This is a genomic window from Bacteroides sp. AM41-16 (genome assembly GCF_003603495.1).
GTDB classification, from domain to species: Bacteria; Bacteroidota; Bacteroidia; order Bacteroidales; family Bacteroidaceae; genus Bacteroides; species Bacteroides uniformis.
Window position 1 is genome coordinate 23,333 of the sequence record NZ_QTNE01000025.1, and the last position, 14,535, is coordinate 37,867.

The window sequence follows — 14,535 nt, forward strand, 5'->3', positions numbered from 1 at the left end:
AAGCAAACGAGCCAAGTAGAATCAATTGTAAATAGTAAATAGTCAAATAGTAAATAACACCATGGTCATCAACCTTATAACTTTTGCTTCCATACTGCATAAACAAGCATCAGTCCGTAGCTCCCACGAAGTGATATTGACTGAATTGGAAAAATACTTTACCGTCAACTTCATTGATTACAAAGACATAGACAAGTTATCACCCGATGACTTCAGTATTATATTCATTGCCACCGGAGGTGTGGAACGGCTGGTAATCCAGCATTTCGAATCCCTTCCCCGCCCCGCCATCCTCTTGGCAGACGGCATGCAGAACTCACTGGCCGCCGCTCTCGAAATATCTTCCTGGCTGCGCGGCCGGGGAATGAAAAGCGAGATTCTTCACGGAGAGCTCCCCGAGACCATCAAGCGTATTTTTGTCCTGCACAGCAATTTCGTGGCACAACGCAGCCTTTTCGGCATGCGCATCGGCGTAATGGGCACTCCGTCCAGCTGGCTCGTTGCCAGCAATGTGGATTATCTGCTTGCCAAACGCCGCTGGGGTATCGAGTACACAGACGTCTCATTGGACCGCATTTATGAATACTACGGACAGATAACGGACGACGAGGTGGGCGAAGCATGCGCCGGACTGGCAGGAAAAGCGCTTGCCTGCCGAGAGGCAAGCCCCGAAGACATGATAAAAGCCATGCGGCTGTATCGAGCCATCAAGAGGATTGTAGAGGAAGAGCGACTGAGCGCCATTACCCTCAGCTGCTTCCGCCTGATAGACCAAACGGGAACCACCGGCTGCCTTGCCCTTGCCTTGCTGAACGACGAAGGAATCATTGCCGGATGTGAAGGCGATTTGCAATCCGTCTTCACCATGCTGGCCGTAAAAGTGCTGACGGGGAAAAACTCCTTCATGGCCAATCCTTCCATGATAAATGCCCGTACCAATGAAATCATATTGGCACACTGCACCATCGGCATCGCACAAACGGAGCAGTTCATCATACGCAACCATTTTGAGACGGAAAGCGGCATCGGTATTCAGGGAATCCTGCCGACGGGAGATGTAACCATCGTAAAATGCGGAAGCGAAAGCCTGGACGAATATTACTTGAGCACCGGCACGCTTGTTGAGAATACAAACTACATCAATATGTGCCGCACCCAAGTGCGGATAAAAATGAACTCCCCTGCCGACTATTTCCTCAAGACACCGCTGGGCAACCACCACATCATGCTGTATGGCAATTACGAGGATATATTGGAAGAGTTCCTGCAAGCCAATGCCTGCAAACGGATTGAATGATTACTCGTTCGCATCCGGTATCACCACCTCGAAACGCGTTCCTTTTCCCAACTCTGAGGAGACCGAGATAGAACCATGCAGGCGGTCTACGATGGTCTGGCAAATGCTCAGCCCCAAACCGGCGCCCTGCGTAAAGCTGTCTTCTTTGTAAAAGCGTTCGAAGATATGTTTCTGGGCGTCTTCAGAGATACCGCTTCCCGTGTCTTCGACAAAGATGGTGGTATATCCTTCCCGGTTCGTGACATAGCCGAAGGTGATGCTGCCCGTTACCGTGAATTTCTTGGCATTGTTTATCAGGTTGTTCACGACCTGCTTCAAGCGGACGGAATCGGTGATGACCAATTTGTCTTCCCCTTCCGGAATCTCTATACGCAGCTCTACATCCCGAGGCATACTCAGACGCTGGGATTCATGGACCTCCTGCATGATAAACGCCAGGTTGAATGCTCCGAACTTAAAGTCCATCGTGCCCGATTCTATGCGCGAGAGGTCCAGAATATCGTTTATCAACGCCAGCAGCAATGTACAGTTGATGTTGATTGTTTCGACGAACTGCTTTACCTCTTCCGGAGAAAAAGCGTCCAAATCCTTCAACAAATCCGAGAAGCCGACAATGGCATTCAAAGGGGTGCGTATCTCATGGCTCATATTGGCAAGGAACGCAGATTTGAGCTTGTCGGCCTGCAAGGCACGGTCACGTGCGGCAATCAAGGCCTCTTCCGTATCCTTGTAACGCTGGATGCTCTGGCATACTCCCAATACCATGTATGGGGTATCAACCGTCAGTCCGTCATAAGCGGTACTGCGGAACTCCCACCATTCATAGCTCCCATCCACACTCTTCAACCGGAAACTCATCCGTGAATTGATTTCATTACCCAACAGAATGGCATCAAAATTCCTGCGCGTATGCAGCAAGTCTTCCGGATGTATAAGGGTGTCCATCTCATCACGTGCCAGCAAGTCCGTATCATCGGTATACCCGAAACGGCGCAGCAATCCACCCGGGAAATGGAAACGGTTCATATGCATGTTGTACTGCCACGGATAAATGGAGCTTTCCTCCACCGCCATATTGAAGAAGCGTCTCTGCATCTCTTCTTCGGAGATATTGCGGCATACAATCGCCATTCCCGTCATCTTTTCATTGGCAAAGATAGGTACTACCTCGCCGGAAACGGGGAAATACGTTCCCTGATGGTTTTCCTGCATGAAGGCTTTCTCCGGAATAGGAATAGGTCTCTTTCCGGTACGTACTTTCTTCAACAAGTCCTGCAGGATGTTTTCTCCATTCATGTAAATCCTGAAAATGGAGCCGGCCATCTGCCCTTCATAGAAACGGGACGTATAGGTTTCGGAAGAAAGTCCCAACATCTGTAACAACGGACGGTTGACAAAATGGATGCGCAGGTCGGTATCATACGTAATCAAGCCGTCGCGAATGGAACAGAAGATATTGTCGAACTCGTCGCGCTGCTCCACCAGGCGGTGCTGTATCAACAAGCGGGTCTGGGCATGTATGCGCTTACGCGACTCCCTGCGGTTGGCACGGAAAAGCCAGGCAACCAGCAGCACCAATGCCCCGACAATCAGCGAATAGAACAGAATGAACCAGACACGGTAACGCTCCATCAACGGTATATTCAAAATGATGCCCTTGCTCTCCGCACGGTTCGTGTCCACACGGAAAAACTGCAACTGTTTGTAATCGAACAGCAACTTGCCCCCAAAGTCCTTTACTTCCAATGAGGCGGGTGACTTGCCCTTCAAAATACTTGCAGCCTGCCGGCCGGCAGCAAAAGCATCCTCTCCGGGAACGGCATCATACACACACAGAACACCGTTCGTCATAGCCAGGTTCTGGCTGGTAAACACGGGGGCCTTCAACTTCAAGGAAAGAAAGGGAATCCATTTGGGAGCAATGACAATATGCTTGTAGGCATTGTAGTCATAGCAAATGGAAGTGATGATAGAGTTCAAGGACTTGGCCTGCACATTCAGCACTTTCAACTCATGCTCCGGATAGTTGCTCTTTATGCGTTCCCAGGATTCCTCCACAGCCTTAACCCCTTTAAGGCTCAGGAAACTGCTGTCGGACAGACAGACCAACTCCCTGCGGGAAGGAAACATGCGGACAGCCGCATCCAGCAAGACATCGAAATCCGTTTTCGAAACATAGCCGGAGACGTTGGGCATTCTTTCAAAGACTCTCTCATCCGGGTATTTGATACCCGAAACCACTACCGGTATCTGATAAGGCAGGGAATCACCGCAATGGGTCAATGTGAAGAAAGCCTCATCGCTGGAGGTCACAATCAAGTCCGTTTTCCGTTGCCTGGCACGCTCGCAGATGCGGCGCATGATGAAGCACTCGGAAGCGAAAGACCAGTAATCGGCATTCAGATATTCAGTAGTGATATTGGCTTTAACTCCCCCCTTGTCCAGTCCGTTCTCCAAATTTTCTGTCAGAAGGCTGTGCCAAGGAGTATTTTTTGTATAGGACTGTATGAAAAGTACATTGTACGTACGTTCCGTAGCCGAAAGTGTTCCCGACATCAACCACAACAAGCCTGCAAACAATGGAAAGAAAAGGCGTTTCATCATAATATAGATTTTGTATACTCAACGCAAAACTCTTATTCGTCACGCAAATATACAAGTTATATTGAGAATGAGCACAGATTATTCAAAAAAAACTCACTCATCGTGCAATGCTTCGGCAGGCTGTACCTTCATGGCCCGTGAAGCCGGATACCAGATTCCTGCAATCACCATCAATGCCATCAATATCCAGACAATAGAAACGCATATGACAAATCTCCCCCAAGTGGCATCCGTGGCTTCCGTAAAAGTGACATCTGCCATAACCATATTGATACATATCATCAAAGCGGGGATGGAAGCAAGTGCCAACAGCAGCAACCCTTCACCCAGCAATTGCCAGCGTATTCTTCCGCGGCTGCTGCCCATGGCCATGCGCAAAGCAATCTCGCTGCGACGGTGGCGGGTACGGAACCAGAAAGTTCCCATCAGCCCGATGAATACATTGAAAACGAAGAATACTACAATGAGCCTTGCACTGCGAATGTATGGAGTTATTCCTTCAGCAGCATCCCGTTCTATTTTCTGTTCTTTGTAGCTCTGTATGTCGAAAAGATAGAATGGAGTGACCTGCAACTGCGATGTCATATCCTGATAAAAACAGGCTGCAAAATTATCCGTATCCGCCTCCGGGCGTATCCGTAGGGAAATGAACGGAAGGTACTGGTCCTTATAAAACCAACTGGGGAAAGGAGTCAGTACAAAAGGCCCGTAACGGGCATAATCATCCGTCTTCTGCAAAGCACAGACTGCGGAAACACGGTAACGAAGACCTCCGTTGTAATAATCCAGGAACTCGCGACCCACCGCCTCGGCACTTGTCAGGAAAAGGCTGTCTGCCAAATCACGGGTCACCACGGCAGGCAGAGGACTGGCAGTGGAATTCCAATCCGAGACATTCCCCTGCAACAGCGGAATGCGCATGACGTCGAAATATTCGGGAGACACATAGCGCACTGTAGTCTCGACAACATGCACGCTGTCCGTCGTATACCCCTGGTAAACACGCCCGCGGGTATAAGTATCGGTACCCAGCCACGTGGCAGCACTTTCCACTGCAGGATATTGCCTGATACGCCGGAGCACTTCCTCCATCGGCTTGAACCAGAAGGTCTGCAGGCTGTCTTCCGACGTGCACGGCACTATCTGTGTGGGATTGCAGGAAATCCTTATCTTATAGACATGCTCCAAATCATACCCCTTAGGCTGCCGTTCTGCATGGGCAAAGCCATAGAGTACATCCACACAATACCACATCAATGTAAATACAATCAACAGCTCGGCAAACAGCCAGCCGTTACTGCGGCGCTGGTTCCATATCTGGTGTAAAATAGAATGTATCATACTCGTTACTGTTTTAATTGGGATTCGTTTATCCGCTCATTCTCCGCCAAGAACCTCGGCTATAGGGCGACGGGTGGCATGCCAGGCAGGAATAAACACAGAAAGCAGGTTGAACAACAGACACACCACCAATACAGCCACGAAAACCGCAGGACGGAGGAAGAGCCAGACGCTTACATCAAAATTCGTTCCGGGAGCACCATCGCCAAGCATCCAGTCCTTACCCAGCCATAGGAATATGCACGAAAAGAGAAAACCGAGCAATGCGCCGGCAAATGCCAAGGCCAGGTTCTCGCGGAGCAACTGCACCATCAAGGTAGAACGGCTGGCGCCGTATGCTTTCCTTACCGCAAGCTCAGCCATGCGACGGGACATTTGCGAAGATATAAGTCCGCTGACATTGATAGCGGGCACAATAAGCAATATCAAACCCAGGATGATGCAGGTTACGGCAGGACTCATCGTGTCATTACGGAAGAACTGCCGTTCCGTATAGGTGCTGAGGTCGGGAAGCTCCAGTTCATATTCGACCAGTATCTCGTTGAAGCGGGCAAGCGACTGTTCTATCTGCCGCTTGAGTTCCTCTCTGCCGACACCGGGCTTGACAAGGGCCACAGCCTCGAAATCTCCCCGTAGCCCTTCACTGCCCAGACCGGAATCCCGGGTGGAATAAGGCATCCACAACTCTCCATAGGCAAATGTGAACAGAGAGCTCACATCCTTGGTGACCCCGACAATGCGCTTAGGGCGAAAGTTGACAAAATAATTTTTGCCAATGGCTGCTTCGGCAGACCCGAAAGCTTCGCGGGCAAGCTGTTCGCCTATAACCACGACATCCCGGCAAGCATCGAACTCTTCGGTACTGAAAAGACGGCCCGCCACAAGAGGGATATCGTAGACACGCCAATAGTTCAAATCCACCTGACGAACCGTACGGCGCATTCCCCGCACGGGCGAATCCCCACAGTATCTAAGATAGGTAGGTCCCAGATAGGTGACAAGTTCCGCACCCGGAAGTTCTGCAAAAATAGCGTTGACAGCCCGATAAGACATGCCCGTATTGGAATTGCTGTGGTCGGACTTGCGGTAAGAGTATCCATAAGAAGAATATACCATGCTACTGCGGTGCGACTCGGGAGCCAAGTCAGCCGTCTGGATGTCATACACCATGTAAATGACCATGACAAAGGTTATACTCACTGCCGTACCGATGACGGAAACAGCACTGAAAAAGGGATTCTGGCGGATAAGAGCTAAAATTTGTTCCATAGCTTTCTATTCATCGTGCAATGCTTCGGCAGGCTGCACCTTCATCGCCTTGCGGGCAGGAATACCTATACCGATGACAATCATTAGGGTAATCAGCACAAAGCTGATGGCAGCACAGAGCAGCAGGCGGTCCCACTCCAACGTCGTACCGTTCCTCCAGGAATTCAACTCCAGGTGTGCAAGATTATAATCGATGAGCAATGCAACGGGGGTGACAATTGCCAACAACAATATCCCTTCACTAAGCAGCCGGCTGAAGATGGCACGGTCTGTCGCTCCATGCGCTTTGTGCAGTGCTATCTCCGAACGGCGTTGCTGCGTACGGAACCAGAATGTTCCGAGCAAGCCGAGGAAAATGTTCAGCAGTAGGAATCCCATACCCATCACATAGTTACGGATGTCATTGGTCCATGCCTGCTGGTAGTTGCGACGAATATCCTTGAAAGAACGTATCTCCGAAATGAAGATGTTGCCTACGCGGAACTGGCTCTCACTGTCTGCCTTCAGCTTCTCAATGAAGTCATTGTCCTGCCCTTCACGGACGCGGACACAAAGTTCGAGACCGATATAGTAGAAACTCTGCTTCACCATCATGGAATATGAGCTTCGCGCCTGGTCATAATCGTGATAGCGTACATTTTGCAGTGCAGCACCCAGCCGGTAGGTCTTCGTAGTATCACCAAAAAGATAGAACCGCTGGCCTACGAGATCTGTCATCCGGCGGTCGTATTTCCGGTAGAGGTTATCCGAAGCCATAAACTCCCCGCGCTCCAACATTTCAGCCAATTGTTCGGGTGTCTCGCCACGCGTGCCCCGATAGCGGAATACACGGGGAAAGTCCGGTGTCACTAACCTGCGGATGGTCCAACCGGGAGAACGCAAAGTGTCATAGCTTACTTCAGCGCCTGAATTGCTTCCGTTGTAAGGATACGAATTCTGCGAAAGGCTGACCGCTTCTATCTCCGGCCGACGACGCAGACGCTCCAACAACTCGGCTATGTCATCGTGGGTCTGCTGAGAGGTATGCCCGGCTATGTAGTCGGGACTTTTGGGTGTCAGTTCCCCCAACTCTATAAGGTAGCAGTGCTCTATATTAAAGCCTCTCGGCTCCAGATAGGTGGCGGCGCGCGTGTAGAGATAGTCTACCACGTACCACATCACTACACTCACTACCAATAACTCCAACACCAACCATAGGTTTGAGAGCCATTCATTCTTTATCTGTGTAAGAAGTTTCTTAGTCATTTTCTTCAATGATTAATGTTTTGTGATGGAGTTATTTATGCAAACGTCCGCCCAATGCATTTACAATCCCTATTCTTGATGCACGCCATGCGGGAATACCGGAACTTAGTAAGTTCAGCACAAAGCAGAACAACAACGCCCAGCCAAAGGTGGAGCCATGCAGCAATATGCTTGCATCCACTGCCGGAGGACTCAGCGTCTGGCTGAATTCCTGCGCAAACAGCAGTGTATTTCCCAAATAAGCGAATGCTACACTCAGCAACAATCCCATCACCCCTGCCAGCAATGTCACCACCAGATTTTCTGCAATGATTTGCCCCATCAGTTCCAGTCTCGTTGAACCGAATGCCCGGCGCACACCAATCTCTGCCACACGCTGGCGCAGACGGCTCTGCGTCATCGAGCTGAGGTTGATGGCAGGAACAATCAGTAGAATGATGAAGATAATGAGACGCTGCCTGCGTGCCTGGTCCACGTCCGGTTCGATGTTGGCAGCCATTCCTGCGGCATTTTTCTCCTGGTCATAAGGACGGTTACGGTAAATCAACGAATAACCATTCTCGCCAATTACAGTGTCGTACTCCTGACGGCGGCGTTCCGTCTCCTCACGAATAGCAGGAAAATCATCACGGCTTTTCGCCAGAATGGTAACGCTCATCATCCCCATATGCTCATCACTCCATGTGCTTTTCGTTATCTCAGTAGAAGTATAGGGCACCCATACCTGCGCATAGGCAGTGTTGGCCAAAGTAGAAACATCCTTCACTACACCGGACACTGTATAAGGAGCATGGTTCAAAAGGAATTCGCGACCAACAGCCTCCGTTGTCTGGAATAACCTGCGCGCTACACTTTCCGTAATTACCGCTACAGGTAGTCCGGCATCGAATGTAGCCTGGTCATAAGGTTTCCCGGCAACAAAAGAGAAATCAAACACACGCCAGAAAGTATCATCTGTCTGCAACAGGTCGATACCCGTTGCAGGTTGTCCCGGCAGATTCACGGGGGTAGAAATGACCATACAGGTATAAATCGTTACTGCTTCGGGGGTCTTCAGCGATTTGAAGCACTCAAGCGCAGTCTTTATCCCCATCGGTCCGTTGGAACTGTTTCCCTCTCCCCAGCTTTTGTTGGTGATGCTCATATAATGCACATGTAGAAAGCGGTCGCGGTTGCTCTCCGGAGCAAACGGAGCTACCTTCACCTGCTGCATCATCACCACCAGCATGATGAGGAAGATGGCAAGTGCCGTACCGGCTATGCTGACGGCACTAATCATCGGTTGCTGCCGCAACTGTGCCCAGGCTTGTGTGAAGTATTGCTTTATCATATTGATATTTACGATTAGACGATTTACTATTTACGATTGGTGTTACCGCTACTCAACGGCCCACCTTCAGGTTACATGTATTCACTCCGCCTATGCCTCCTTTAGAAATGTCAGCATGCCCGGCAGTTCCGCTCAAAGTGACGTCACCCACACCACTCATTCTGGCAGTCAAATAATCGCAGACTACATGAATATCGGCGCTACCTACTCCGCGTAAAGTAACTTTCAGCTCGTCACACGTCAAATCGGATACATTCACTTCACCCACTCCCTTTACCTCAAATGACACTTCATCCAGTTTCAAGGGCTTCTCACAATTGAATTCCCCTACACCGGTAAACTCCACCTTCTTCAAATCAGGAGCCGAAATCCAAATGGTCACGCCATCTTTCTGATTTCTCATGCTCTTGTTTTTCCTATCCTTGAAGCCTATCAGCAGACAGCCGTCCTTCACTGTGGTTTCTGTATTCTTCACGTGCTTCTCCTTACCTTCAATCTTGAAAGAATAAGTGTCACTCTGTGTAAAATAAATTGTTCCCACAGACGTTATCTCAATGGACGAAAAGGCATCCACTTTGCGCACTTCACTCACTTTGGTATCTTGTGCATAAACACTCAGCATACCTACAAATGTCAATATCAATGCAATGATAATACCTACTATATTAGTTTTCATTTTTCTTCTTTTTTATTGTTAATCCTCTATTGTTTTTCATACTACTCTTCATGCAACGCCTCTGCCGGCTCAATCTTCATAGCCTGCCGTGCCGGAAACCATATTCCAATCACTACCATCAGAGCTATCAGTAACCAAGCCCCTAGAGAACCTGCAAGGAAGCGTATCACACTCCACTCTATCGGCCAAGTGGATATGAGAGAGGTACGTCCTATAGTAAATTCCGCCATCCCCACATTGTAGCATACAACCATGGCAGGCAATGTCACTAACGCCAATAACAGTAACCCCTCACCTATCAGTAAACGAAACACACCGCCACGCGTACTGCCCATCGCCATCCGTAGAGCTATCTCCGAACGGCGGCGGCGAGTACGGAACCAAAAGGTGCCTATTAACCCCAAAAATACATTCACCAGCAGGAAGAGCACCACCACAGCCTGACTGTTCACCTTATCCGTATCGCCATTCATCACCTCGAACTGCAACTGTTGTTCAGTATAGGGAGCGGCATCTGCCACAAACGCATTGTCCGTGTCCAGTTTAGGCGCTATTTCGCGCAGAAACTTCTCCCGATAATCCGGTCCGTCGGCAGCAGGCTTCACGCGGAAAACAATCTGCGACCAATTGTCGGCAAACTCTGCCTTAATCATATTCTCTCCCAAATGATAAAAGAACCAAGGTTCCTCAACTCCATAACGATAGGAACGGAAAGCACCGGTCTTCCCCATCTGCTTGATGATTGTAACAGAATCACCATTACCTAACGGCGTAGTCTGCGAAAACTCCGGCATTTTCTTACGAAAACGTTCAAAAGCGGCATTACTCAGTGTCACATTGTTCCATCCTGCGGGAGTGTCCCGGAACGGGTGACGCGGGTCCTCACTTATCCGGAAAACATCCATATATCCTCCAGTCGTATAAATACAGCGTCCTTGCACCCAGGAAGTATCTTGCACAACCAACGCATTGTAACTATTACTGCCACTCATCGGAAGGCTCCAATAACAAAGGGCAGCTGCCTCTACGGAAGGCTCTTGTTCCAATTTCGCCAATATACCCAGATATTTATCGGCATCAGTCAGACTCGTATCCCGACTTTCTCCACCTACAACGGTGGATAATTTATAGACATGTTCAATATTATAACCCAGCGGACGGTAGAAAGTATATTTCATGCATCCCAGTGAGTCACAGAGGAACCACATCACGATGAATACCAAGAACAATTCAGCCAATACCCAGCCGTTACTGCTGAAGCGTGCCTTTATCATACGTAAGTTATGTATCGTAAATTTCATATCAAGTACCTCCTTCTATTTATCATTCAAAGAATCTACAATAGTGTGCCGTGCCGCTATCCATGCAGGCAGTGCCGCACTCAACAGATTGATGACCACACAGAAAACAAATGCCAGCAGGAATACCCACGGACTAAACAGCGCCTCCATGTTCAAGCTGAGCTCGCCCGACGTACCCACATTCTGATTATTGGTGAACAGCCACATACGCATGGCATATACTGCCAAATAACTGAAAAGCAGTCCCACTACTCCACCCAGTAATGTCAACATCAGATTTTCGTTCAGTATCTGCCGCACAAGCACGCTTTTCGTTCCTCCAAAAGCCTTACGTACACCTAATTCGGTAATACGTTGCTGCATGCGGCTGTTACTCAAGCCACACAAATTGAGTGACGGTACCAACAAAATGATAAATAAAGCTACGGCATATTGAAGATAAAGCATTGTCAAGTCTGGCCCTACATTAGCCCATACGTGGTTGACGTGCGCCACGATATTGTCCGGCTGTTCCATGATGTCTATCTGTTTGTTGCCCAATCCGGCATTAACACGTTCCACCTGCTTGGCAATGCCCTCCCGGATGGCAGGAAAGTCATCAGATGTACGTGCCAATACAGCAATCTGCATGCCTCCCAAATAACTGTGGACTCCGGTAATTTTCAGTTCGTCGGCACTGTACATACCCCACACTTGTGCGTATGCATCCTTAGCAGTGACGGAAACATCTTTCACCACTCCCACGATACGTGCAAGTTCCCGGTTCAGCAGGAATTCCTGTCCCACTACATCTGTACTTCCATACAGTTTCCGCGCTACAGACGCACAGACTACTACAGCCTTGCTTTCTCCAGCACGGTCGGCTTCGCTGAAGCCGCGTCCGGCAAGAAACTGCATGCTGAACACTTTCCAGAAGTCGGGATCTGTCCGCATAGCATCCACTTTCACCCGATTGTTACCGTCAGTCAACGAAGCCAACGACAAACCGGCTGGGGAAAATGCCGTACAGTATTCCACTTCGGGCACCGGCTGCACGCATTCTTTCATAAATGCCGCCGAAGGATTACTCCAATTATTATTGCCGTCCTTTTCCTTGTCGTATACGTGCATAGCGGAAAAGTAAAGACACCGACTGCGGTTCACTTCCGGTTCCAAGTCAGCATATTTTGTCTGCCAAGTAATCACAATAGCCATAATCATGGTGATAGCAAAGGCCGTACCCAATATGGAAATCGTACTTAGCAGCGGATTCTGCTTCAAGATTGTAAAAGCTTGTCTTACGGTTTGCATTTCATTTATTGATAGTTGATAATTAATAGTTGACAGTTGACTAAGCAGTAATTATTCCACCTGACGTCCGTCGAAGAAGCGGACGGTGCGTGAGGTCTGTTTGGCCTGCTCTTCATTGTGGGTCACCATCACGATGGTACGTCCGTCTTCCTTGTTCAGTTGATGCAACAGTTCCATGACTTCGGCACCCATCTTGGAGTCTAGGTTACCGGTGGGCTCATCGGCGAGGATTATCTCCGGGTTGCCGATAATGGCACGGGCAATGGCTACACGCTGGCATTGACCGCCGGAAAGCTGTGTAGGCATGTGGCGCATGCGGTGGCTCAAACCGACCTTCTTCAATACCTCTTCCGCCAGATGACGACGTTCCTTGGCAGACACCTTTCTATAGAGCAAAGGCAACTCCACATTATCCAGCACATTCAGCGAATTAATCAGATGGAAAGACTGGAACACAAAACCCAACTTCCGGTTACGGAAAGCAGCCAGCTCCTTGTCCTTCATGCCGTCTACTTTCGTACCGGCTATTTCGATAGTGCCGCTGGTGGGTGCATCCAGTAAGCCCATAATGTTCAGCAACGTAGATTTTCCGCAACCGGAAGGTCCCATGATACTGAGAAATTCTCCCTTGTTCACTTCGAGGTTTACATTTTCCAATGCCACGGTTTCAATCTCGTTTGTACGATAAATCTTGTTGATGCCAGTTAACTTAATCATAATGGTAAGTATTTAATTGTTATTATTCTGTTCTGTTTCTATTCCGCACAATTTCTGTTTCAAGAGGTCAAAAGTTGTGCCAAAATCGTTTATTATTGATTATCTGCTATTTATACATGCAGTAAGGTGTCCGAAAATGAACACCTTGTCCGTTTTCATCTATTCGTCACGCAGGGCTTCCGTAGGTGGAATGCGGCTGATGTTGCGCGCCGGGATATAGATTCCCACCAACACTACCACCAGCAGTATCAGAAAGATGACGAGCGACACGAGCAGATAATGCGAGGTGAAATCCGACACCCAATAGCTCTCTGTGCTCTCCACCCAATTCTGCCCTTTGGCCAGCCCTTCTTTCAGTGCATATTGCAAATAGAGCAGAAAACCAGTCAGTGAAGCGACCACGGTCAATACCGTGCCTTCGCCCATCAGCAGGCGGACAATGTCGCTGCGTGTAGCTCCGAACGACAGCATCACTCCCACTTCCTCGCGCCTCGTACGTGTCTGCAACCAGAAGGTACCGATGACACCCAGGCAAAGATTCACCAGGAAGAAAGCCGCCATCGCCAGATTACGGCGGTAAATCGGTGTGGAATTGCTGGCTTCGCTCTCCGTTATAATCTGCTCATAGGAACGGACACTGCGGGCAAACAGATTGCCCCGCCTCATCTCCTTCACCATCCAGGGACGGAAATCGTGCAGAAAACGCTCCATGCTGACACCTTCTTTGAGGCGTACCAAGATATGGGCACTTTCAGGGATATAACTTGTATCGATGGTAAGCATCGGCATAAATGCAACGGGGACGGGACGCCACTCGCTATACATCTTCATGGCTCCTATCGTACCGACAACCGGCATGTACAAGGTATCTCCATGGTCTCTGCTTACACAGCGTTTGCCATGCGCGTCTTTGGTATGGAACAACTGTTCGGCAGCATTCTCCGTCAGTACAATGTCATTCGGGGCATAGGCGTAGTCGGACAGCTGTCCGAGTGTCCGCCCCTTACCGGAACGGAAACCATACGTATCAAAAAAGTTTGTATGAGGCAGAAATTGTATCATCATAATAGATAAGGGAATCGTATCCCCTTCGGCAAACAATTGACTATTCGAACTTCCCGAAGAATTGGGATAACAGAATCCCAGCACGGGAGTGGCCGATTCCACACCGTCAAAGTCCTTGACATAACGCATCAGATTATAATAGTTGTCCACCAACGTAGCAGAGTCCTGCGCTTCGGCGTCGTATCCCGGTGCCTGGGGCTGCAATGCGCCCAATGAAATGAGGCAAAGCCGCTCCGCATCATAGCCCAACGGGATATTACGGTCGTGCGTGACCACAATCACCGGGTCCAATACAACCCAACTGATGATACTCACCAATATCAATTCGGCCAACAACCATCCGTTCTTGCGGCGGCGCGCCCAAAGATTCTTCCATATTAACTTAAACATACCAACCTCC

Annotated in this window: 11 protein-coding genes; 1 reads left to right on the forward strand and 10 read right to left on the reverse strand. The window is 49.3% G+C overall.

Annotated elements, in window-relative coordinates:
* The first annotated feature begins 61 nt into the window (after positions 1-61).
* Positions 62-1,297, forward strand: coding sequence for a fucose isomerase (locus DW896_RS18555; RefSeq protein WP_005831144.1), 1,236 nt, complete (start codon positions 62-64; stop codon positions 1,295-1,297).
* On the opposite strand, the gene DW896_RS18560 is transcribed toward DW896_RS18555, so the two are convergent.
* The 10 genes from DW896_RS18560 to DW896_RS18605 form a co-directional block, all read right to left on the reverse strand.
* The gene (locus tag DW896_RS18560) at positions 1,298-3,901 is read right to left on the reverse strand and encodes a PAS domain-containing sensor histidine kinase (protein ID WP_044467993.1); all 2,604 of its coding nucleotides are present in this window, start codon (positions 3,899-3,901) and stop codon (positions 1,298-1,300) included.
* 93 nt (positions 3,902-3,994) lie between these two features.
* Positions 3,995-5,242 (reverse strand): ABC transporter permease, encoded by a 1,248-nt coding sequence (locus tag DW896_RS18565; protein WP_044467994.1) that lies wholly within the window; start codon positions 5,240-5,242, stop codon positions 3,995-3,997.
* A 36-nt stretch (positions 5,243-5,278) separates the two neighbouring features.
* Positions 5,279-6,511 (reverse strand): ABC transporter permease, encoded by a 1,233-nt coding sequence (locus DW896_RS18570; RefSeq protein ID WP_016274404.1) that lies wholly within the window; start codon positions 6,509-6,511, stop codon positions 5,279-5,281.
* A gap of 6 nt (positions 6,512-6,517) precedes the next feature.
* The gene (locus tag DW896_RS18575) at positions 6,518-7,756 is read right to left on the reverse strand and encodes an ABC transporter permease (protein WP_044467995.1); all 1,239 of its coding nucleotides are present in this window, start codon (positions 7,754-7,756) and stop codon (positions 6,518-6,520) included.
* Between the two features lie 31 nt (positions 7,757-7,787).
* The gene (locus DW896_RS18580; RefSeq protein WP_005831154.1) at positions 7,788-9,086 is read right to left on the reverse strand and encodes an ABC transporter permease; all 1,299 of its coding nucleotides are present in this window, start codon (positions 9,084-9,086) and stop codon (positions 7,788-7,790) included.
* 52 nt (positions 9,087-9,138) lie between these two features.
* The gene (locus DW896_RS18585) at positions 9,139-9,762 is read right to left on the reverse strand and encodes a GIN domain-containing protein (protein ID WP_005831156.1); all 624 of its coding nucleotides are present in this window, start codon (positions 9,760-9,762) and stop codon (positions 9,139-9,141) included.
* A gap of 41 nt (positions 9,763-9,803) precedes the next feature.
* Positions 9,804-11,063, reverse strand: a complete 1,260-nt coding sequence (locus tag DW896_RS18590; RefSeq protein WP_005831158.1) for an FtsX-like permease family protein — start codon at positions 11,061-11,063, stop codon at positions 9,804-9,806.
* Between the two features lie 15 nt (positions 11,064-11,078).
* Complete coding sequence (locus tag DW896_RS18595) at positions 11,079-12,353, reverse strand: ABC transporter permease (protein WP_009038276.1); 1,275 nt, start codon at positions 12,351-12,353, stop codon at positions 11,079-11,081.
* A gap of 51 nt (positions 12,354-12,404) precedes the next feature.
* The gene (locus DW896_RS18600) at positions 12,405-13,070 is read right to left on the reverse strand and encodes an ABC transporter ATP-binding protein (RefSeq protein WP_022400800.1); all 666 of its coding nucleotides are present in this window, start codon (positions 13,068-13,070) and stop codon (positions 12,405-12,407) included.
* A gap of 159 nt (positions 13,071-13,229) precedes the next feature.
* Positions 13,230-14,525, reverse strand: coding sequence for an ABC transporter permease (locus DW896_RS18605; RefSeq protein ID WP_022400801.1), 1,296 nt, complete (start codon positions 14,523-14,525; stop codon positions 13,230-13,232).
* Positions 14,526-14,535: the final 10 nt, after the last annotated feature.

Coding starts and splice junctions, on each gene's coding strand:
- DW896_RS18605 (WP_022400801.1), bottom strand. CDS start 14,525: ATGTTTAAGTTAATATGGAAGAATCTTTGGGCGCGCCGCCGCAAGAAC.
- DW896_RS18565 (WP_044467994.1), bottom strand. CDS start 5,242: ATGATACATTCTATTTTACACCAGATATGGAACCAGCGCCGCAGTAAC.
- DW896_RS18590 (WP_005831158.1), bottom strand. CDS start 11,063: ATGAAATTTACGATACATAACTTACGTATGATAAAGGCACGCTTCAGC.
- DW896_RS18580 (WP_005831154.1), bottom strand. CDS start 9,086: ATGATAAAGCAATACTTCACACAAGCCTGGGCACAGTTGCGGCAGCAA.
- DW896_RS18575 (WP_044467995.1), bottom strand. CDS start 7,756: ATGACTAAGAAACTTCTTACACAGATAAAGAATGAATGGCTCTCAAAC.
- DW896_RS18595 (WP_009038276.1), bottom strand. CDS start 12,353: ATGCAAACCGTAAGACAAGCTTTTACAATCTTGAAGCAGAATCCGCTG.
- DW896_RS18585 (WP_005831156.1), bottom strand. CDS start 9,762: ATGAAAACTAATATAGTAGGTATTATCATTGCATTGATATTGACATTT.
- DW896_RS18600 (WP_022400800.1), bottom strand. CDS start 13,070: ATGATTAAGTTAACTGGCATCAACAAGATTTATCGTACAAACGAGATT.
- DW896_RS18555 (WP_005831144.1), top strand. CDS start 62: ATGGTCATCAACCTTATAACTTTTGCTTCCATACTGCATAAACAAGCA.
- DW896_RS18560 (WP_044467993.1), bottom strand. CDS start 3,901: ATGATGAAACGCCTTTTCTTTCCATTGTTTGCAGGCTTGTTGTGGTTG.
- DW896_RS18570 (WP_016274404.1), bottom strand. CDS start 6,511: ATGGAACAAATTTTAGCTCTTATCCGCCAGAATCCCTTTTTCAGTGCT.